14 protein-coding genes are annotated in these 22,689 nt (G+C 42.4%); all 14 read left to right on the plus strand.

The window, feature by feature from the left end:
* The first annotated feature begins 154 nt into the window (after positions 1-154).
* The 14 genes from rpoB (at position 155) to tuf (ending at position 22,466) form a co-directional block, all read left to right on the plus strand.
* Positions 155-4,024, plus strand: a complete 3,870-nt coding sequence (gene rpoB, locus PGY05_RS03810; protein WP_022220336.1) for a DNA-directed RNA polymerase subunit beta — start codon at positions 155-157, stop codon at positions 4,022-4,024.
* Positions 4,025-4,037: 13 nt separating this feature from the next.
* Positions 4,038-7,730 carry a DNA-directed RNA polymerase subunit beta' gene (gene rpoC / locus PGY05_RS03815; protein ID WP_044999120.1) on the plus strand — a complete coding sequence of 1,231 codons (3,693 nt, stop codon included), beginning with the start codon at positions 4,038-4,040 and terminating at the stop codon, positions 7,728-7,730.
* Between the two features lie 187 nt (positions 7,731-7,917).
* Positions 7,918-8,502 (plus strand): helix-turn-helix domain-containing protein, encoded by a 585-nt coding sequence (locus tag PGY05_RS03820; protein WP_008373502.1) that lies wholly within the window; start codon positions 7,918-7,920, stop codon positions 8,500-8,502.
* Positions 8,503-8,898: 396 nt separating this feature from the next.
* Positions 8,899-9,972, plus strand: a complete 1,074-nt coding sequence (locus PGY05_RS03825) for a M24 family metallopeptidase (RefSeq protein WP_008373503.1) — start codon at positions 8,899-8,901, stop codon at positions 9,970-9,972.
* Between the two features lie 22 nt (positions 9,973-9,994).
* Positions 9,995-11,641 (plus strand): peptide ABC transporter substrate-binding protein, encoded by a 1,647-nt coding sequence (locus tag PGY05_RS03830; protein WP_173685759.1) that lies wholly within the window; start codon positions 9,995-9,997, stop codon positions 11,639-11,641.
* A gap of 173 nt (positions 11,642-11,814) precedes the next feature.
* Positions 11,815-12,741, plus strand: coding sequence for an ABC transporter permease (locus PGY05_RS03835; RefSeq protein ID WP_022219960.1), 927 nt, complete (start codon positions 11,815-11,817; stop codon positions 12,739-12,741).
* Positions 12,742-12,751: 10 nt separating this feature from the next.
* Entirely contained in the window at positions 12,752-13,675 is a 924-nt protein-coding gene (locus PGY05_RS03840) for an ABC transporter permease (RefSeq protein ID WP_008373509.1), read from the plus strand.
* Positions 13,676-13,690: 15 nt separating this feature from the next.
* Entirely contained in the window at positions 13,691-14,713 is a 1,023-nt protein-coding gene (locus PGY05_RS03845) for an ABC transporter ATP-binding protein (protein WP_055155422.1), read from the plus strand.
* Position 14,714: 1 nt separating this feature from the next.
* On the plus strand, positions 14,715-15,689 hold the full coding sequence (locus PGY05_RS03850) for an ABC transporter ATP-binding protein (protein WP_008373513.1): 975 nt from the start codon (positions 14,715-14,717) through the stop codon (positions 15,687-15,689).
* A gap of 273 nt (positions 15,690-15,962) precedes the next feature.
* Positions 15,963-17,735 carry an LCP family protein gene (locus PGY05_RS03855; protein WP_242856250.1) on the plus strand — a complete coding sequence of 591 codons (1,773 nt, stop codon included), beginning with the start codon at positions 15,963-15,965 and terminating at the stop codon, positions 17,733-17,735.
* Positions 17,736-17,913: 178 nt separating this feature from the next.
* Positions 17,914-18,336: a 30S ribosomal protein S12 gene (rpsL, locus tag PGY05_RS03860; protein WP_008373516.1), complete on the plus strand. Its 423-nt coding sequence runs from the start codon at positions 17,914-17,916 to the stop codon at positions 18,334-18,336.
* A gap of 211 nt (positions 18,337-18,547) precedes the next feature.
* Positions 18,548-19,018, plus strand: coding sequence for a 30S ribosomal protein S7 (rpsG, locus tag PGY05_RS03865; protein WP_207642082.1), 471 nt, complete (start codon positions 18,548-18,550; stop codon positions 19,016-19,018).
* 18 nt (positions 19,019-19,036) lie between these two features.
* Positions 19,037-21,154 carry an elongation factor G gene (fusA, locus tag PGY05_RS03870; protein WP_044999122.1) on the plus strand — a complete coding sequence of 706 codons (2,118 nt, stop codon included), beginning with the start codon at positions 19,037-19,039 and terminating at the stop codon, positions 21,152-21,154.
* Positions 21,155-21,272: 118 nt separating this feature from the next.
* Entirely contained in the window at positions 21,273-22,466 is a 1,194-nt protein-coding gene (gene tuf, locus PGY05_RS03875) for an elongation factor Tu (RefSeq protein WP_044999124.1), read from the plus strand.
* The last annotated feature ends 223 nt before the right edge of the window (positions 22,467-22,689 follow it).

Raw genomic sequence — 22,689 nt, forward strand, 5'->3', positions numbered from 1 at the left:
TAAAAATACAATTCTTTAAAAAGTTAGACTTGACAATCGGGAAAAACCTGTGGTAAAGTAAAAAATGCGCTATTGTGGAAACGTATGCCATAAGTGCGCCCTGAATAAGGCGGAAATAACCCGAAAATTTATCATATAAGGAGTGAAACGTCAAATGGAGAAAAACAGAATTCGTCCCATCACAAACGGAAAAAGTATGCGCATGAGCTATTCCCGGCAAAAAGAAGTACTCCAAATGCCTAATTTGATCGAAGTTCAGACCGACTCTTACAAATGGTTCCTGGATGAAGGATTAAAAGAAGTATTTGATGATATTTCTCCGATTACCGATTACAGCGGACATCTGAGCCTGGAATTTGTCGACTTTACATTGTGCACAGATGAAACCAAGTACACAATCGAGGAATGTAAAGAACGCGATGCTACTTATGCTGCACCGCTTAAAGTGAAGGTAAGACTTCACAACAAAGAGACAGATGAGATCAATGAACATGAGATCTTTATGGGTGATTTACCGATTATGACAAGAACCGGTACCTTTGTAATCAATGGTGCGGAACGTGTTATTGTCAGCCAGCTGGTGCGTTCACCTGGTATTTATTATGGAATTGCGCATGATAAACTTGGTAAAGAATTATACTCTTGCACCGTTATCCCGAACAGGGGTGCATGGCTTGAATATGAGACGGACTCCAATGACGTTTTCTATGTCCGTGTGGACAGAACCCGTAAGGTGCCGATCACAGTCCTGATCCGTGCACTTGGTATTGGAACGAATGCTGAGATTATCGATCTTTTTGGTGAAGAGCCAAAGATTCTCGCAAGTTTCACAAAGGATACTTCAGAGAACTATCAGGAAGGTCTTCTCGAATTATATAAGAAGATCCGTCCGGGTGAACCGCTTGCTGTAGACAGTGCAGAAAGTCTGATCACCAGCATGTTCTTTGACCCGAGACGTTATGACCTTGCAAAGGTTGGACGTTATAAATTTAATAAGAAGCTTATGCTCAAGAACCGTATCACAGGACATACGCTGGCTGAAGACGTAGTAAGCCCGATGACAGGTGAAGTAATTGCAGAAGCAGGAGCTGTCGTTGACAGAGAACTTGCAGATGCCATCCAGAATGCAGCTGTTCCGTATGTGTGGATCGCAAGAGAAGAAAGTGACCGTAATATCAAAGTACTTTCTAATATGATGGTAGATCTCAAAGCTGTATGTGGAATCGATCCGGAAGAAGTTGGCGTAACTGAACTGGTATACTATCCGGTACTTGCTGAACTCCTGGAAGAGACAGCCGGAGATATCGATGAGCTGAAAGAAGCAATTCATAAGAATATTCATGAACTGATTCCGAAGCATATTACAAAAGAAGACATTATGGCGTCTATCAATTACAATATGCATCTTGAATATGGAATCGGTAAAGATGATGATATTGACCACTTGGGTAACAGACGTATCCGTGCGGTTGGAGAACTTCTCCAGAATCAGTACAGAATCGGTCTTTCAAGACTGGAAAGAGTTGTTCGTGAAAGAATGACAACACAGGATCTGGAGGGCATTTCTCCGCAGTCACTGATCAATATCAAGCCTGTAACTGCTGCTGTTAAAGAGTTCTTCGGATCATCACAGCTGTCACAGTTCATGGATCAGAATAACCCGCTTGGTGAACTGACTCACAAGAGACGTCTTTCCGCACTTGGTCCTGGTGGACTTTCCCGTGACCGTGCCGGATTCGAGGTTCGTGACGTTCATTACTCACATTACGGAAGAATGTGTCCAATCGAGACACCTGAAGGACCGAACATCGGTCTGATCAACTCTCTTGCATGTTATGCAAGAATCAATGAGTACGGATTTATAGAAGCACCGTACCGTAAGATTGACAAAACAGATCCGCAGAATCCGGTTGTAACCGAAGAGGTAGTATATATGACTGCGGATGAAGAAGATAATTATCATGTAGCACAGGCGAATGAGCCTCTGGATGAGGAAGGACATTTCATTCATAAGAATGTATCTGGTCGTTACCGTGATGAGACTCAGGAATACGAGAAGAGAATGTTTGATTATATGGACGTATCTCCGAAGATGGTATTCTCTGTTGCTACAGCACTGATTCCGTTCCTGCAGAACGATGATGCGAACCGTGCGCTGATGGGATCCAACATGCAGCGTCAGGCAGTACCGCTTCTTACTACAGAAGCTCCGGTAGTCGGAACAGGTATGGAAGTAAAATCTGCTGTCGACTCAGGTGTATGTGTCGTTGCAGAAGAAGGTGGTATTGTTGAGAGATCAACATCTACCGAAATCACAATTAAACAGGATGACAAGACAAAAAAGACTTATAAGCTGACCAAATTCCTGCGAAGCAACCAGAGCAACTGCTACAACCAGAGACCGATCGTTGTCAAAGGTGAAAGAGTGGAAAAGGGACAGGTGATTGCAGACGGACCTTCTACATCCAATGGTGAGATGGCTCTTGGTAAGAACCCGTTGATCGGATTCATGACCTGGGAAGGTTACAACTACGAGGATGCTGTACTTCTTAGTGAACGTCTTGTACAGAATGATGTTTACACATCTGTTCATATCGAAGAATATGAAGCAGAAGCCCGTGATACAAAGCTCGGACCAGAAGAAATTACACGCGATATTCCAGGCGTAGGTGATGATGCACTGAAAGATCTGGATGAGAGAGGTATTATCCGTATCGGTGCTGAGGTTCGTGCAGGAGATATTCTTGTCGGCAAAGTTACTCCGAAGGGAGAGACAGAACTGACAGCAGAGGAAAGACTTCTTCGTGCAATCTTTGGAGAAAAAGCTCGTGAAGTAAGAGATACTTCTCTGAAAGTACCTCATGGTGAATACGGTATCGTTGTAGATGCAAAAGTATTTACAAGAGAAAATGGAGATGAACTTTCACCGGGAGTTAACCAGGCAGTCCGTATCTACATCGCACAGAAGAGAAAGATCTCTGTAGGTGATAAGATGGCCGGACGTCATGGTAACAAGGGTGTTGTTTCCCGTGTACTTCCTGTAGAAGATATGCCGTTCCTTCCGAACGGACGTCCGCTTGACATCGTGCTGAACCCACTGGGTGTACCATCACGTATGAACATCGGACAGGTACTGGAGATCCACCTTTCTCTGGCTGCTAAAGCACTTGGATTCAACATCGCAACACCAGTATTTGATGGTGCAAACGAGGTTGATATTATGGATACCCTGGATCTGGCGAACGATTATGTTAACCTGTCCTGGGAAGAATTTGAAGCAAGACATAAAGAAGAACTTCTTCCGGAAGTTATGGATTATCTGTATGAGAACAGAGACCACAGAGCACTGTGGAAAGGCGTTCCGCTTTCAAGAGACGGTAAAGTAAGACTGAGAGACGGTCGTACCGGAGAATATTTCGACAGCCCGGTAACAATCGGACACATGCATTATCTGAAACTGCATCACCTCGTTGATGATAAGATCCATGCACGTTCAACCGGTCCTTACTCACTGGTAACACAGCAGCCACTTGGTGGTAAAGCACAGTTCGGTGGACAGCGTTTCGGAGAGATGGAGGTTTGGGCACTGGAAGCTTATGGTGCATCTTATACTCTGCAGGAAATCCTGACAGTTAAATCCGATGATGTGGTTGGTCGTGTGAAGACATACGAAGCAATCATCAAAGGTGAAAATATTCCTGAACCGGGAATTCCGGAATCCTTCAAGGTACTTCTTAAAGAACTTCAGTCACTCGGTCTGGATGTACGTGTCCTGGATGAGAACAATGAAGAAGTTCAGATCATGGAAAGTGTAGATTACGGTGATACAAACCTGAATCACATTATTGAAGGAGACAGACGCTACAATAACGACGAAGATTACGGCAAACACGGATACAGCAAGCAGGAATTCTCAGAAGGAGAACTGGTTGATGTAGAAGATGAGCCGGAGGAAGATGACAGCTTCGACGATTTTGATGGCGATATGAACGATGATTTTGATGACGACATGGATTTAGAATAGGAGGATGCCGAGAATGACAGAAACAAAAAAAGAACCAACGTATCAACCGATTTCATTTGATGCGATTAAAATAGGTCTGGCATCTCCGGAAAAGATTCTGGAATGGTCAAGAGGTGAAGTTACAAAGCCGGAGACAATCAACTACAGAACACTGAAGCCGGAAAGAGACGGTCTGTTCTGTGAGAAAATCTTCGGACCTAGCAAAGACTGGGAATGCCACTGTGGTAAATACAAAAAGATCCGTTATAAAGGTGTTGTATGCGACCGCTGTGGTGTAGAAGTAACAAAAGCAACTGTGCGACGTGAACGTATGGGTCACATCGCACTTGCAGCACCGGTTTCTCATATCTGGTATTTCAAAGGTATTCCGAGCCGTATGGGACTGATCCTGGATCTTTCACCGAGAACTCTGGAAAAAGTACTGTATTTCGCTTCTTATATCGTACTTGATAAGGGAGAGACAGATCTCTCTTACAAGCAGGTTCTTTCAGAAGCTGAATACCAGGAAGCAAGAGAAAACTGGGGCAATGGCTTCCGCGTAGGAATGGGAGCAGAAGCGATCAAAGAACTTCTTGAAGCGATCGATCTTGAAAAAGATTATGCTGAACTGCAGGCAGGACTTGAGGGTGCTACCGGACAGAAGAGAGCAAGAATCGTTAAGAGACTTGAAGTAGTAGAAGCTTTCCGCGAATCAGGAAACAAACCGGAATGGATGATCATGACTGCAATCCCGGTAATTCCGCCGGATCTGCGTCCGATGGTACAGTTGGATGGTGGACGTTTTGCAACATCTGACCTGAATGATCTGTACAGAAGAATTATCAACAGAAATAACCGTCTGAGAAGACTCCTTGAACTGGGAGCTCCGGACATTATCGTTAGAAACGAAAAGAGAATGCTGCAGGAAGCTGTAGATGCTCTGATCGACAATGGACGTCGTGGACGTCCGGTAACAGGTCCTGGAAACAGAGCACTGAAATCCCTTTCTGATATGCTGAAAGGTAAATCAGGACGTTTCCGTCAGAACCTGCTCGGAAAACGTGTTGACTACTCAGGACGTTCCGTTATCGTTGTAGGACCGGAATTGAAGATCTATCAGTGCGGTCTTCCGAAAGAAATGGCAATCGAGCTGTTCAAGCCGTTTGTTATGAAAGAACTTGTTGAGAGCGGAGCTGCTCACAATATTAAGAATGCTAAGAAAATGGTAGAGCGTCTTCAGCCGGAAGTATGGGATGTGCTTGAAGATGTAATCAAAGAGCATCCGGTTATGCTGAACCGTGCTCCTACACTTCACCGTCTTGGTATCCAGGCATTTGAACCGATTCTGGTAGAAGGTAAAGCAATTAAGCTTCATCCACTGGTATGTACCGCATTCAATGCCGATTTCGATGGTGACCAGATGGCGGTTCATCTTCCGCTTTCTGTAGAAGCTCAGGCTGAGTGCCGTTTCCTTCTGCTTTCACCAAACAACCTTCTGAAACCGTCTGATGGTGGTCCGGTAGCTGTTCCTTCACAGGATATGGTTCTTGGTATCTACTATCTGACGCAGGAAAGACCGGGAGCCAAGGGAGAAGGAAAAGTATTCAAGAGTGTGAATGAAGCAATCCTTGCTTATGAAAACGGAGTTGTAACTCTTCACTCAAGAATCAAAGTACGTGTGACAAAGACGATGCCGGATGGAACAAAGAAGACCGGTACAGTAGAGTCTACACTTGGACGTTTCATTTTCAACGAAATCATTCCGCAGGATCTTGGTTTTGTTGATCGTGAAAAAGAAGGAAATGAACTGGTTCTTGAAGTGGATTTCCATGTAGGAAAGAAACAGCTGAAACAGATTCTTGAAAAAGTTATTAACACACATGGTGCGTCAGCTACAGCTGAAGTACTTGACCATGTAAAATCAATGGGATACAAGCTCTCTACAAGAGCAGCTATGACTGTATCTATTTCAGATATGACTGTACCGCCACAGAAACCGGAACTGATCGCAAGAGCACAGTCAACGGTTGATAAGATCACACGTAACTTCAAACGTGGTCTTATTACAGAAGAAGAGCGTTACAAAGAGGTTGTAGAAACCTGGAAAGAAACAGATGATGAGCTTACAGAAGCCCTTCTTACAGGACTTGATAAATACAACAATATCTTCATGATGGCAGATTCCGGAGCCCGTGGATCTGACAAACAGATCAAACAGCTTGCAGGTATGCGTGGACTTATGGCGGATACAACCGGTCATACGATCGAACTGCCAATCAAGTCAAACTTCCGTGAAGGTCTGGACGTACTGGAATACTTCATGTCTGCGCATGGAGCTCGAAAAGGTATGTCAGATACTGCCCTTCGTACAGCCGATTCAGGATACCTGACAAGACGTCTTGTTGACGTATCACAGGATCTGATCATCCGTGAGGTTGACTGTGTAAGCAAAGATGCCGAAATTCCGGGAATGTATCTGCATGCATTTATGGATGGAAATGAAGAAATCGAAAGTCTTCAGGAACGTATTACAGGAAGATATTCATGCTATACAATCTGTGACAAAGATGGCAATGTTCTTGTAAAGGCAAACCACATGATCACACCAAAACGTGCAGAAAAGATTATGAAATATGGTGTGGATGAAAATGGAAATTCACCGCTTAAGAAAGTGAAAGTCCGTACAATCCTGACCTGTAAATCACACATTGGTATCTGTGCGAAATGTTATGGTGCCAATATGGCAACAGGTGAACCGGTACAGGTTGGTGAAGCTGTCGGTATTATCGCAGCTCAGTCAATCGGTGAACCTGGTACACAGCTGACCATGCGTACTTTCCATAGTGGTGGTGTAGCCGGTGGAGATATCACACAGGGTCTTCCTCGTGTCGAAGAACTTTTTGAAGCAAGAAAGCCGAAAGGTCTTGCTATCATCACAGAAATCGCAGGTGTTGCAAACCTGAACGATACAAAGAAGAAGCGTGAAATCATCGTTACCAATCAGCAGACAGGTGAGACAAAGACTTATCTGATTCCTTATGGATCACGTATTAAAGTACAGGATGGAGCTGTTCTGGAAGCCGGTGACGAGCTTACAGAAGGTAGCGTGAACCCACATGACCTTCTTAAGATCAAAGGTCTTCGTGCTGCACAGGACTACATGCTTCAGGAAGTACAGAGAGTATACCGTCTGCAGGGTGTAGAAATCAATGATAAGCATATCGAAGTTATCGTTCGTCAGATGCTGAAGAAGATCCGCATCGAAGAAAGAGGGGATACTGAATTCCTTCCGGGAACAATGGTAGATGTCCTTGAGTTCAACGATGTAAATGAACAGATGGTAACAGAAGGTAAAGAACCTGCAACAGGAGAACAGATCATGCTTGGTATTACAAAGGCATCCCTGGCAACAGATTCCTTCCTGTCAGCTGCATCTTTCCAGGAGACAACCAAGGTTCTGACTGAGGCTGCTATCAAAGGTAAGGTTGACCACCTGATCGGTCTGAAAGAGAACGTCATTATCGGTAAACTGATTCCGGCAGGAACAGGTATGAGAAAATACCGTGACGTTAAACTTGATACAGGTCTTGGTATGGATATGGACGACGAAATCAGTTTTGATGATTTTGATATGGATGATGATACTGAGTCTGAAGTATCGGCAGAGACAGCAGAAACTGTTGAAACCGAAGAAAATGCTGACGAAACAGTTACAGTTGAAGAATAGGCTTTATATGCTAAGAGAGGCAGATACGTTGAATGGCGTGTCTGCTTTTCTTGCTTTAAAGACATGAAAAACAAAAATATTTGAAAAATAATTCCGATTCTTTAACACTTTACAAAAATAAAGGGTTGCAAAATATGAAAAAATACAGTAGCATATAAATAATCAATCGAAAATCAGGGGGTGTGATATGCTGGATTTAGCTCATATTGGTGAACGGATCAGAGAATGCAGAAAAAAGAAAATGATGACAATCCGGGTTTTGGGAGAATATACAGGACTTTCAGCGGGCTATCTGAGTATGCTGGAACAGAATAAGACATCTCCGAATGTGGACAGTCTTGCGCGAATTTGTGAAGCACTGGATATTGATATACAGTATGCACTGGAAGGGGAAATGCCGGGAAAGACGGTTATACACAGAGAAGAAATGAGTAAGCATCTTTATCCGGAAGAAAATATGACGGTTGAGGTTGCAGACTTTGGTCAGGGAGAATCGATTTTTGAATATATTACGATTGAACCGGGAGAATCTGCGAAAAAAGAAGAATATCGTCATGTCTTTTCGGAAATGTGTATGGTGATAAAAGGAACTCTGAATGTAGAGGTGGAAGGAAAAATTTGCAGTTTACATCCGGGAGACAGTGTATATATAAAGAGCAGAGAGCGTCATAGTATTTCCAATCCCGGAAAAGAACCTTGTGTCAGTATATGGGTATATCACCGGGATGTACCAAGACGGTTTGAAAGGAATGAAAATAAAATTGTGAAATAAATAGCATTCCTCTTGACAATCTTAGAGTATGGTTCTATAATAAGGAAAATTACACATATGAATAAATATTCATCTAAGTGAATTTACAAAATTGAACTGTTAAAACGGGGTTTCTTCGAAATTCACGCAACTCTGAAGACAGTGTTATTTACGAAAGTGTATAAAGACTGATTTTATACATACAATACGGACAATCTAATAATTAAACATAGACGTCATAGCGTGAAACTATGACCTTTGAAAGAAGACAAGGACGTCATGATGCAAATCATGGCGTTCTTTTGTTTACACTACTAGACTGCGGTTTAGTAAAGTATTACATTGTCGCAGAGGGGCGGACATATCTGGTAAATATACCGTCTCAGAAGAACAAAAGTACATGAGAGGAGAACAAAAATGGACAGATTAACTCAATTGCGAGAGTACATGGAAAAAGAAAGACTGGATGCGTTTTATATTGCAAAGCCGGCGAATGTACGTTGTATCAGCGGATTTACGGGGGAAGACTCATTCCTTTTTATCACAAAGGCGAATCAGTATTTTATCACTGATGCAAGATACACAGAGCAGGCATCTTATGAATGTCCGGATTACGAACTTGTAAACTGGCGAATCAATTTTGGCTACAGCATGGGGAAAGCTGTTGCATATTGCGCAGACAAAGATGGAGTTAAAACAATTGGATTTGAACAGGATCATCTGACATTTGAAAAATGGAACTCTATGCAGGCTGAACTCAGTGCTGAGATGGTTCCGACGCTGAACGTAATCGAAGGCTTCCGCGCGATCAAGACGCCGGAAGAGATCAAGAACCTTACCGTTGCCTGCGATATCGCATCCAGAGCATTTGAAAAAATTATAAAAGACATCCGTCCGGGTGTGACAGAAAAAGAAATCGCATCCAGACTTGCACATTACATGGTAATGGAAGGTGCAGATACCAAACCGTACGGTGGAATCGTTATTTCAGGAGCAAAGAGCTCTCTGCTTCACGGGATTCCGGACAGTAAGCCAATCGAATACGGTGATTTCGTATTGATGGATTATGGATGCCAGTACAAAGGTTATCTTTCAGATATGACAAGAACAGTAGTTGTCGGCAAGGCAGACGCCAAACAGAGAGAAGTTTATGATCTCTGCCGTCGTATGACAGAAGATACAGAAGCATCTGTAAGAGCCGGTGTGACAGGAACTTCCTGCTATGAAGCTTCGCTTGAAGCAATCAAAGATACAGAATACCTTCCGTATAATTATACAGGAATCGGTCATGGAGTTGGGCTGTTCGTCCATGAACTTCCGAATATCGGACTGAACTGTGAGAATATCTTACAGGAGAACAGCATAATGACAGTAGAACCAGGACTTTATATTCCGGGTTGGGGTGGTGTCAGACTTGAGGATCAGGGCATCATCACAAAAGACGGATATGAAAACCTGATCAGTGCTACACATGAGCTAATAGAATTATAAATGAAAAAGGAGGACAACATTTATGAAAAAGAAATTATTAGCAGCTTTACTTGCTACAGCAATGACAGTAACAATGTTTGCTGGCTGTGGTACACCGGGATCCAAAGATTCCAAGAAAGATGACAGCAGTGCTTCATCAGGAAAGAAGAGAATTACTTACACACTTCGTGAAGACCTTCCTTCTATGGATCCACAGAACAGTAACTCTATCTCATGTGCAACAGCAGAAATCTGCACCTATGCGATGCTGACACGTAACGTGGAAGGCGAAGTCAAACCAGATGCAGCTGAAAGCTGGGATATTTCAGATGATGGACTTACTTATACATTCCACCTTCGTGATGGACTGAAATGGTCTGACGGAGAAGATGTAAAAGCAGGCGATTATGTTTATGGTATCCAGAGACTTATGGATCCAGAAATGGCAAGCGATTACGCATTCATCGGATATATCCTCAAAAACGGTGCAGAAGTAAATAAAGGTTCTGTACCTGTCGATGAACTTGGCGTATCTGCACCAGATGACAAGACAGTTGTTATCGAACTTGCACATCCGGCTACATACTTCCTTAGTATGGCTGCTATGGCAACATTCGGTCCTACAAGAAAAGATTATGTAGAAAAATACGGAAAAGAATATGCAGCTGATCCGGAAAAATCTGTTTATAACGGACCGTTCAAGATGACAGAGTGGAAACACGGCGATGAAATGATCCTTTCTAAGAATGAAAATTACTGGGATGCAGACAGCATCAAGCTTGATGAAATCTGCGTAAAGACAGTTGCAGATGCTAAGACAGCGGTTGCTATGTGGGAACAGGGCGAAGTTGATATCACAATTGTACCTACTGAAATGACAGATCAGTATACAGAAAATACTGAATTCTACTATACAGGTGCAGATGATTACATCATGCTCAACATGTCAGAAGACAGACCGCTTGCTAACAAGAACTTGAGATTTGCTTTGAACTATGCAATCAACAGAACAGAATACAACAAGCTGGTTAACAATGACGTATATGACGTTGCACAGAGACTTGTACTTCCAAACGTGCAGGCGGCAGATGACCAGACATACGGCGAAGCTTATCCATATACACCATTCCCGGCAGAAAATGATAATGATAAAGCAAAAGAATATCTGGATGCAGCAATGAAAGAAATGGGCGTTTCTAATCCGGCAGACATCAAGATTACTCTTCTTACAACTGATACAGATGGTGCTAAGAAGCAGGCTGAAGTTCTTCAGGAACAGTATCAGAAGAACCTTGGTATTAAAGTAGAAATCAACCAGGTAACTTACAAACAGAGACTTCAGATGGAAACTGAAAAAGATTACGATATGGTAGTAACAGGATGGGTTCCGGACTACTCTGACGCATACTCTTATCTGGAACTGTGGATCAGCGATAGTCAGTATAACCACTCTGGATATGCGAACGCTGAATACGATAAGCTTCTTAAAGATTCTCAGACAGAGACAGATGCTAAGACAAGACAGGATATGCTGTTCCAGGCAGAAAAGATCTTCCTTGAAGAAGATTCCGCTCTTGTACCGCTTCAGTTACGTAGAGACCAGTATCTGATCAATCCGAAGATTTCTAACTTCAATGTATACTTTGTCGGATATGACTTCGATCTGGTATATGCAGACATCAGCGAATAATACAGTTGGATGGTAACATACCTTGCGGTCGGCGCGGACTTACTGGTCCGCACCGGCTGCTTATTTGAGGGTTTTGATTATTTTGAGGGGTAGATTTGGTATGTATCAGCCAATAGGAAGTATGTGAAATAATCAAAGCTATCAAATAAAGAAAAATGAAGGGAGACAAAAGAATGGCAAAATATATAGCTAAACGAGTTGCATTAGCCATCGTAACACTTTTGGTACTTACAAGTGTTGTATTCGTCCTGGTTCGTCTGATGCCGGGAGATCCGTTCTCAAGTGACAAGATGACACCGGAGATCAAAGCGAATCTGGAAGCTTACTATGGTTTGGATAAACCGCTTGCAGAGCAGTATATAACTTATATGAAGAATGTGCTTCATGGTGATCTGGGGTATTCTATGAAGTATGAAAGTCAGACAGTTAACCGTATTATTGCTGACTCATTCCCATACTCAGCAGACCTGGGAATCCGTTCACTGTGCTTTGCACTGTTCTTCGGACTGATCCTTGGAATTGTAGCAGCACTGAATCGAGGAAAGAAACTGGACTTCGTCTGTATTTTGATTGCGATCATTGGTACATCGATTCCTGACTTCATCATGGGATCTGTACTTCAGTATTTCTTCGGAATCAAATGGCAGATTCTTCCGGTTGCGCAGTACACAAGCTTTAAGCACACAATTTTACCGTCAATCGCGGTTGGATTCTATACACTGGCATCCATTTCCCGTCTGATGCGTTCCAGTATGCTGGAAGTTGTATCTTCAGATTATACAAAGACAGCACGTGCGAAAGGTTTATCGGATTTCCGAATTACAGTTAAACATCAGATCCGTAATGCGATCACACCGATCATTACCATTATGGGACCGACAGTTGCATCTGTATTAACAGGAACATTCGTAATCGAAGCCCTTTTCGCAATCCCTGGAATGGGAAAACATTATGTAGACAGTATTAACATGGCAGATTATACACTGGTTCTTGGTATGACGATCTTCTACGGAGCATTCCTGATCGTGTCAATCCTGATTGTAGATATCTTATACGGTATTGTAGATCCGAGAATCCGTCTGAGTGGTAAAAAAAGGTAGGTGACGAGAAATGGCAGAAATTACAAAAGAACAGTTTAAAGTTGTAGGAAAAAATACAAAGACAATGGAGTCTATTTCCCGTCCGAATATTGGTTACTGGCAGGATGCATGGAGACGAATCCGCAAGAATAAGATTGCATTCTTCTCATTGTGCCTGATTGGACTTTATGTACTTATGGCGATCTTTGTTCCAATGTTCAGCAAATATGACATTGCAACACAGAGTGTGGCAGAGATGAACCAGAGTTTTTCAAAAGCACATTGGTTTGGAACAGACTCTCTTGGACGTGATCTCTGGGTTCGTGCATGGTCTGGTGCGAGAGTATCTCTGACAATTGGTTTTGCAGCCAGCATCATCAATGCAATCGTTGGATCTATCATGGGTGGTATCTCAGGATTCTACGGTGGCAAGATCGATATGGTTATCCAGCGTGTCGTTGACGTATTATACGGAATCCCAAGTCTGATCGTTACCATTCTTCTTATGGTAGTTGTTGGTAACGGTGTACACTGTTTGATTCTTGCTATGTGTTGCGTCGGATGGATCGGTGGATGTCGTTTCGTTCGTGGTGAAGTATTAAAACTGAGAGAATCTGATTTCGTATCTGCAGCCAAGATCCTTGGTGTGCCGGATATCGTAATCATTGTAAAACATATTTTACCGAATATCATGGGACTTATCATTACAAACCTGACAATGGCTATTCCGGGAGCTATTTTCCAGGAGGCATTCCTGAGCTATATCGGTCTGGGTATTAAACCACCGAACTGCAGCTGGGGTGTACTTGCAAAAGACGGAATCGCACAGCTGAGAATTCATCCGTACCAGGTATTTGTACCGGCATTCCTGATTTGTACAACAATGCTTGCACTGAACCTTCTTGGTGATGGGCTTCGTGATGCATTTGACCCGAAACTTAGAGGAACCGAGTAGGAAGGAGTATAGAAGATGGAAAATTTATTGGAAGTAAAAAATCTGCAATTCTCTTTCCGTACATACGGTGGAGTTGTAAAAGCTGTTCGTGATGTCAGCTTTGAAGTCCGTCCGGGAGAAATTCTTGGTATAGTTGGAGAATCTGGATGTGGAAAGAGTGTTACCTCTCAGTGCCTGATGAGACTGAATCCAGAACCGCCTGGATTCTTTGAAGGCGGAGAGATTCTTTATAAAGGAAAAGATGTTCTGAAAATGAACAAAAAAGAACTTCGTCAGTTTCGTGGAAAAGAGATCAGTTATATTTTTCAGGATCCTATGACCTCATTGAACCCGACAATGCGTATCGGAAAACAGATTGAAGAAGTATTCGTCGGAAGAAAAGGTATGAGTGCAGCTGAGAAAAAAGCAAAAGCACTTGAAATCCTTAAAATGGTAGGTATCTCTGATGGAGAACGCCGTTACAAACAGTATCCACATGAACTTTCAGGTGGTATGAAACAGCGTGTTATGATCGCGATCGCTCTGGTAGGAAGCCCGAGCATCGTTATTGCCGATGAGCCGACTACTTCTTTGGATGTTACAATTGAAGCACAGATTCTTGATGTACTGAAAAATCTTCAGAAAACACTTGGGACATCTATTATCCTGATCACACATGATCTTGGTGTTATCGCAAAGCTTTGCGACCGTGTACTGGTTATGTATGGAGGAAAGATCGTAGAACGTGGATCTGTAGATGAGATTTTCTATGATACAGCACATCCTTACACAAAAGGACTTATGCATTCAATTGCCAAACTGGATACAGCAAAAGGCCACAAATTGCAGCCAATCGAAGGAACACCTCCGGATCTGTTTGCACCTCCGAAAGGATGTCCGTTCGCAGCAAGATGTGAATACTGCATGGAAATCTGTAAAGATATGCCGCCACAGACTTATGAGCTTTCAAAAGAACATGAAACCTGTTGCTGGCTGCAGCATGAATATGCACCGGATACAGACATGAGAAGAAAAGTAACTGAGAAAGGAGAGGTGTAAAATGGAAAATACAGAAAAAAAACAGCCTCTCGTACAGGTGAAAAACTTATGTAAATATTTTGAAATCAGCCGTAAAGAAACCTTAAAAGCGGTTGATGATCTTACATTTGATATTTATAAAGGTGAGACAGTCAGCCTGGTAGGTGAGTCCGGCTGTGGTAAATCTACAACAGGACGTACCATGATCAAGTTATACAATCCGACTTCGGGAAATGTATATTATGATGGAAAAGATATTTTCAAATACAATCATGCAGAGCAGAAAGAATTCTGTAAGAAGGTACAGATGATTTTCCAGAACCCGTATTCATCACTGAACCCACGTATGACTGTTAAGGATATCGTTGGAGAAGGTCTGAAACAGCATGGAATGTCAACAAAGGATGCAGATGCAAAAGTAGAGCAGCTGCTTGCTACAGTTGGTCTTAATAAAGATCATATGTCACGTTTCCCACACGAATTCTCAGGTGGACAGAGACAGCGTATCGGTATCGCACGTGCTCTTTCTGTTGATCCGGAATTCATCATCTGTGATGAGCCGATTTCAGCTCTTGATGTGTCTATCCAGGCACAGGTTATCAATATGCTGAAAGAACTGCAGGAAGAAAGAGGACTGACTTACCTGTTTATCGCGCATGACCTTAGTGTCGTAAAATATATTTCTGACCGTGTAGTTGTTATGTACCTCGGAACAATGGTCGAGACTGCTGAGACAGATGAACTTTATGCTCATCCGATGCATCCATATACACAGGCACTGCTTTCTGCAATCCCGGAAGCAGATCCGAATAAAGCAAAAGCGAACCAGCGTATTCCGATCAAGGGTGAGATCCCAAGCCCGATCAATCCGAAGAACTGCTGTCGTTTCGCTGAGAGATGTCAGCATGCGACAGAACGTTGCTTTAAGGAAATGCCGCAGATGAAAGAGATTGCTCCTGGACATAAGGTGGCATGCCATCTTGTAGAAGATAAATAAAAAGTAGTAATATAATAAAGAAGGCGAAGGACTTAAGAAGAGTTCTTCGTTTTCTTTTTGTTTTATGAGAAATTCCGATGGAACTTTCTGTGAAAAAACACTATATGCCTTGGCAGATTAAAAAATTTCCAGAAGAATTGTGCAGAATCACAAAATGTGGATTGACACGAAAATATTGACAATATAAGGTAAAAACGATATTATATAGAGATGTAATTGTAATTAAAGTGTCATATCGTGTAATAGTTATGTAACAAATGAAAGTGAGTGTATATGGAACAGAGAAAATCAGCAAGGAGAAGATCGTCTGATGGAACTTCTAATAGAAATATGCGAAGTATCAATAACAGCAGAGAAGTAAGCAGACGGGCTAAGGGGAAGAACCGGTATGCTTATGAAGAAGACCGAAGATCTGCCCGATATTATGATGATGAGGAAGATTACTACAGAGAACGACCGAAAAAGAAATCATCTTTGAATGATAAGAAGAAAAGAAGACCGGAAGAAGACTATCAGAATATAAGAAAGATGTCTGACCCGGAGAATAATAAGAATCGTAAAAATAAACGGCGTAGAGGAAGAAAGAAAAATCGGGTAAGCAGAACGATTGGAATTATACTTGTAATTATCCAGTTTATTCTGTCTGTAGTACTTGCAGTGAATGTGATGCTGTTCAATGTACTTACTTCTACTTATTTCCTGGTACTGATCGGAGTACTGCTGATCCTGCTTGGAATTACCTTGCTGACACAGATAGCGGCAAAAGGAAAAGGAATTGGCGGAAAGATATTCTGTATACTGATCTGCATCATTCTGGGAGTGGGTTCTTTCTATATAGGAAAAGTAAATAATGCATTCCAGAAGATTACCGGAAGCAATAAGAAAACAAGTTCCATGGTAGTTGCGGTAAAGGCGGATGATAATGCAGATACTTTATCAGCAGCAGCCGGATATACATTTGGTGTTCAGTATGCGACTGGTGGAGACCAGACGAAGTCGGCAGTCAAACAGATTGAAAAGGAACTGGGACAGAACATTACTCTTCAGGAATACAGTAATCTGGGAGAAGAAGCACAGGCATTATATGACGGAGAAGTAGATGCGATTATCTACAACTCAGCTTACAGTAATATTATCAAGGAACAGTATTCAACCTTTACAAAGGATACAAAGGTTATTTATAAGCACAATATTGTTGTTGAAATTGAAAGCGATACATCTGATGAAAGCGTTACAAAGCCATTTGCGGTTTATTTGAGTGGTATTGATACAAATGGTGATATCACAGAACAGGGACGAAGCGATGTCAATATCGTAGCGGTTGTCAATCCGACGAGCCATCAGGTATTACTGATTACGACCCCTAGAGATTATTATGTACCAATCCCGGGAGTATCCGGAGGACAGGACGACAAACTGACACATGCAGGAATCTATGGTGTGGATGTGTCTATGCAGACGCTGGAAGAACTTTATGATACAGATATCGAATTTTTCGGAAGAGTTAATTTTACATCTATGACCAGTGTGGTTGATGCACTTGGCGGACTGGATGTTGAATCAGATCTCGAATTTGATACAGGATGGGAGTCGGGTGCAGAGATTCATGTAAATGAAGGAATGAATCATTTTGATGGTATTAGTGCACTTGCTTTTTGCCGTGAACGTCAGGCACTGCCAGACGGGGACAACGGAAGAGGAGTCCATCAGCAGGCAGTTATCACTGCAATCATTAAAAAGATGATGTCACCGGCAATGCTCCGTGGGGCAAGCGATATTATTGAAAGCGTCAGCGATGGTGTGGATACGAACTTTACTTCCAGCCAGATCCAGTCGCTGATCAAGACTCAGCTCAGAACCAATGCAAAATGGAATATTTATTCCGTGGCAGCGGATGGAACCGGGGGAACAGATATCTGCTATTCTTCAGGAGATGAAGAGCTTTATGTAACGTATCCGGATGAAAATTCAGTGGCTGAGATCATTGGATTGATCAAAAAAGTAAAAGACGGAGAAATAATCGAAGGATCCGTAAGTACAGAATAAAAATGAAGAAAAAGTCAAGGTATGATTTGGAAAATATTTTTCAGAATACCTTGACTTTTTTTTTGCAATATACTACAATAAACAAGCGTGCGAAAAACGATGCACTGTTTTTCTGCGCATTTTAAACAGAACTTGTTTAAAATCGTAACCAATTATTACTTCATAGGAGGTGAAAGAGATGCCAACATTTAACCAGTTAGTAAGAAAAGGTCGTCAGACAGCTGTAAAGAAATCTACTGCACCGGCTCTCCAGAAAGGATACAATTCTTTGAAGAAAAGAGCTACAGACACATCTGCACCACAGAAGAGAGGTGTGTGTACAGCAGTTAAGACAGCTACACCGAAGAAACCGAACTCAGCTCTTAGAAAGATCGCCAGAGTACGTCTTTCAAACGGAATCGAAGTAACAAGCTACATCCCAGGAGAAGGTCACAACCTTCAGGAACATAGCGTTGTTCTTATCCGTGGAGGAAGAGTAAAGGACCTTCCGGGTACAAGATACCATATCGTTCGTGGAACACTTGATACAGCAGGTGTTGCAAAGAGACGTCAGGCTCGTTCTAAATACGGAGCAAAGAGACCAAAAGACGCAAAGAAATAAGCACTTGATTTTAGTGTAAAACGAAACTAAATCGTATCACAAACAGAACTATGAGAATAGTTGGTTGCGGGTTTAATTCAGATATTGCCTGCCACGTGGCAGGCATCGGAGATTGTCCCGCCAACGATACACATAGAAAGACACATGTGAGTACCGATGAATTATTCACGCAAAGCAAAGCTTTGCCAATATGTATAAGGAGGGAAGAACCGTGGCACGTAAAGGACATACTCAGAAAAGAGACGTATTAGCGGATCCGTTATACAACAACAAGGTAGTTACAAAGCTTATCAACAACATCATGCTTGACGGTAAGAAAGGTGTAGCTCAGAAAATTGTATACGGAGCATTTGACAAAGTCGCAGAGAAAGCTGAAAAACCAGCTATCGAAGTATTTGAAGAAGCAATGAACAACATCATGCCTGTACTTGAAGTAAAGGCAAGACGTATCGGTGGAGCTACTTATCAGGTACCGATCGAGGTAAGAGCAGACAGAAGACAGGCTCTTGCACTTCGCTGGCTTACACTGTACTCTCGTAACAGAGGCGAGAAGACAATGGAAGAAAGACTTGCAAATGAAATTCTTGATGCGGCTAACAACACTGGCGCATCTGTAAAGAAGAAAGAAGACATGCACAAGATGGCAGAAGCAAACAAAGCATTTGCTCACTATCGTTTCTAATTATAGGAGGAAAAAATCTTGGCTGGAAGAGAATATCCATTAGAGAGAACCAGAAATATCGGTATTATGGCGCATATTGATGCTGGTAAGACCACTCTTACAGAGCGTATCTTATACTATACCGGTGTTAACTATAAGATTGGTGATACTCATGAAGGAACTGCTACCATGGACTGGATGGAACAGGAGCAGGAAAGAGGTATCACGATCACTTCAGCAGCTACAACATGTCATTGGACACTTGAAGATCATACAAAACCGAAAAAAGGTGCTCTTGAGCATCGTATCAATATCATTGATACTCCGGGACACGTTGACTTCACTGTAGAGGTTGAACGTTCACTTCGTGTACTGGATGGTGCTGTAGGTGTATTCTGTGCTAAGGGTGGTGTTGAGCCTCAGTCAGAAAACGTATGGCGTCAGGCAGACACATACAACGTACCAAGAATGGCCTTCATCAACAAGATGGACATCTTAGGTGCAAACTTCTACAACGCTGTAGAACAGATTAAGACAAGATTGGGTAAGAACGCTATCGTTCTTCAGTTACCAATCGGTAAAGAAGATGATTTCAAGGGAATCATCGACCTTATGGAAATGGAAGCTTACATCTACAATGATGACAAGGGTGATGACATCACAGTATGTGAAATCCCGGATGACATGAAAGAAGATGCTGAGCTTTACCATACAGAACTGGTTGAAAAGATCTGCGAATTGGATGACGAACTTATGATGATGTATCTTGAGGACGAAATCCCGACAGTAGATCAGCTCAAAGCAGTTCTTAGAAAAGCTACTTGTGAATGTACAGCAGTACCGGTTTGCTGTGGATCTGCTTACAGAAACAAGGGTGTTCAGAAACTTCTGGATGCAATCGTTGAATATATGCCGGCTCCGACAGACATCCCGCCAATCCAGGGTGTTGACGAAGATGGTAATGAAGTAGTAAGACATTCTTCAGATGAAGAACCTTTCTCTGCACTTGCATTCAAGATCATGACAGACCCGTTCGTAGGTAAGCTTGCATACTTCCGTGTATATTCAGGAACTATGAATTCAGGTTCTTATGTATTGAACGCTACAAAGAATAAAAAAGAACGTGTTGGACGTATCCTTCAGATGCATGCTAACAAGAGAATGGAATTGGATAAAGTATATTCAGGAGACATCGCAGCAGCGATCGGATTCAAGTTCACAACTACAGGTGATACAATCTGTGATGAACAGCATCCGGTAATCCTTGAATCTATGGAATTCCCAGAACCAGTTATCGAGCTCGCTATCGAGCCTAAGACAAAAGCTTCTCAGGGTAAACTTGGTGAATCTCTTGCAAAACTTGCAGAAGAAGACCCAACATTCCGTGCTCATACTGATCAGGAAACAGGTCAGACAATCATCGCCGGAATGGGAGAACTTCATCTTGAAATCATCGTAGACAGACTTCTTCGTGAATTCAAGGTAGAAGCTAACGTAGGTGCTCCGCAGGTTGCATACAAAGAGTCCTTCACAAAAGCAGTTGATGTTGACAGCAAGTATGCTAAACAGTCAGGTGGACGTGGACAGTACGGACACTGTAAAGTTAAATTTGAACCAATGGATGTCAATGGTGAAGAAACATACAAATTCGATTCTACTGTTGTCGGTGGCGCAATTCCGAAGGAATACATTCCGGCTGTAGGCGAAGGTATTGAAGAAGCCATGAAAGCTGGTATTCTTGGTGGATTCCCTGTAGTAGGTATTCATGCAACCGTATATGATGGTTCTTACCATGAAGTCGATTCTTCAGAAATGGCATTCCACATTGCAGGTTCTCTTGCATTCAAAGATGCTATGAAGAAATCTGACCCGGTACTCCTTGAGCCTATCATGAAAGTTGAAGTTACTATGCCGGAAGAGTACATGGGAGATGTTATCGGTGATATCAACTCTCGTCGTGGACGTATCGAAGGTATGGATGACCTCGGCGGTGGAAAGATCGTTAGAGGATATGTTCCGCTTTCAGAAATGTTCGGATACTCTACAGACCTTCGTTCCAGAACTCAGGGACGTGGAAACTACTCAATGTTCTTCGAAAAATATGAGCCAGTTCCGAAGTCTGTTCAGGAAAAGATTTTATCTAACAAAAACGCATAAAAAATACGAAAAAGGCTTGAAAAACTGTACTTTATGAAATATAATCAGTATTAGCCGAGTTAAAACATCGTAAACTAAAATGCCCTATTGGGTGGTATATTTAAGGAGGATATTCAAAATGGCAAAGGCTAAATTTGAAAGAACAAAACCGCATTGTAATATCGGTACCATCGGACACGTTGACCATGGTAAAACAACTCTTACAGCTGCTATCACAAAGACACTTGCAGCAAGAGTACCAGGAAACACAGCAGAGAACTTTGAAGATATCGATAAAGCTCCAGAAGAGAGAGAACGTGGTATCACAATTTCTACAGCTCACGTTGAGTACCAGACAGAGAAACGTCACTATGCACACGTTGACTGCCCAGGACATGCTGACTACGTAAAGAACATGATTACAGGAGCTGCTCAGATGGATGGAGCTATCCTTGTTGTAGCTGCTACTGATGGTGTTATGGCTCAGACAAGAGAGCATATCCTGCTTTCTCGTCAGGTAGGTGTACCGTACATCGTTGTATTCATGAACAAATGTGATATGGTAGACGACGACGAACTTCTTGAACTTGTTGAAATGGAAATCCGTGAACTTCTTGATGAATATGAATTCCCAGGAGATGACACTCCGATCATCCAGGGATCAGCTCTTAAAGCTCTTGAAGATCCGAACGGACCATGGGGAGACAAGATCATGGAACTTATGGATGCAGTTGATTCATACATTCCGGATCCAGAACGTGATACAGACAAACCATTCCTTATGCCTGTAGAAGACGTATTCTCTATCACAGGACGTGGTACAGTTGCTACTGGTAGAGTAGAACGTGGTGTACTTCACGTATCTGATGAAGTAGAAATCGTTGGTATTAAAGAAGAAACACGTAAAGTAGTTGTAACAGGTGTTGAAATGTTCCGTAAACTTCTTGATGAAGCTCAGGCTGGTGACAACATCGGTGCTCTTCTTCGTGGTGTTCAGAGAGACGAAATCGAAAGAGGACAGGTTCTTTGTAAACCAGGTTCAGTAACTTGCCACCACAAGTTTACTGCACAGGTATACGTTCTTACAAAAGATGAAGGTGGACGTCATACTCCATTCTTCAACAACTACAGACCACAGTTCTACTTCCGTACAACAGACGTAACAGGTGTTTGCGAACTTCCAGAAGGAACAGAAATGTGCATGCCTGGTGATAACGTAGAAATGACAATCGAACTGATCCATCCAGTAGCTATGGAACAGGGACTTCGTTTCGCTATCCGTGAAGGTGGACGTACTGTAGGATCAGGACGTGTTGCTACAATCATCGAGTAATATACGCGAAAGCAATGAATAAAGCGCCAATCAAGGCGATAAAAAAAGAGACTGCAAGCTTGCTTGCAAGTCTCTTTTTTTATCGCTTTGGAAGTGGGCATTTTACGAATGCCCACGAACGAACGACGAAGTCGTGAGATTGGCGCATATACAATAGATTTGTTATCGTAAGATAACGTTGTGTCCAAACGTAAGATACCCGTAGAACTTCGGTTCTACAGGT

Origin of the sequence: Coprococcus sp. AF51-11b1, from assembly GCF_027682785.1 — a bacterium.
GTDB classification, from domain to species: domain Bacteria; phylum Bacillota; class Clostridia; order Lachnospirales; family Lachnospiraceae; genus Allocoprococcus; species Allocoprococcus comes.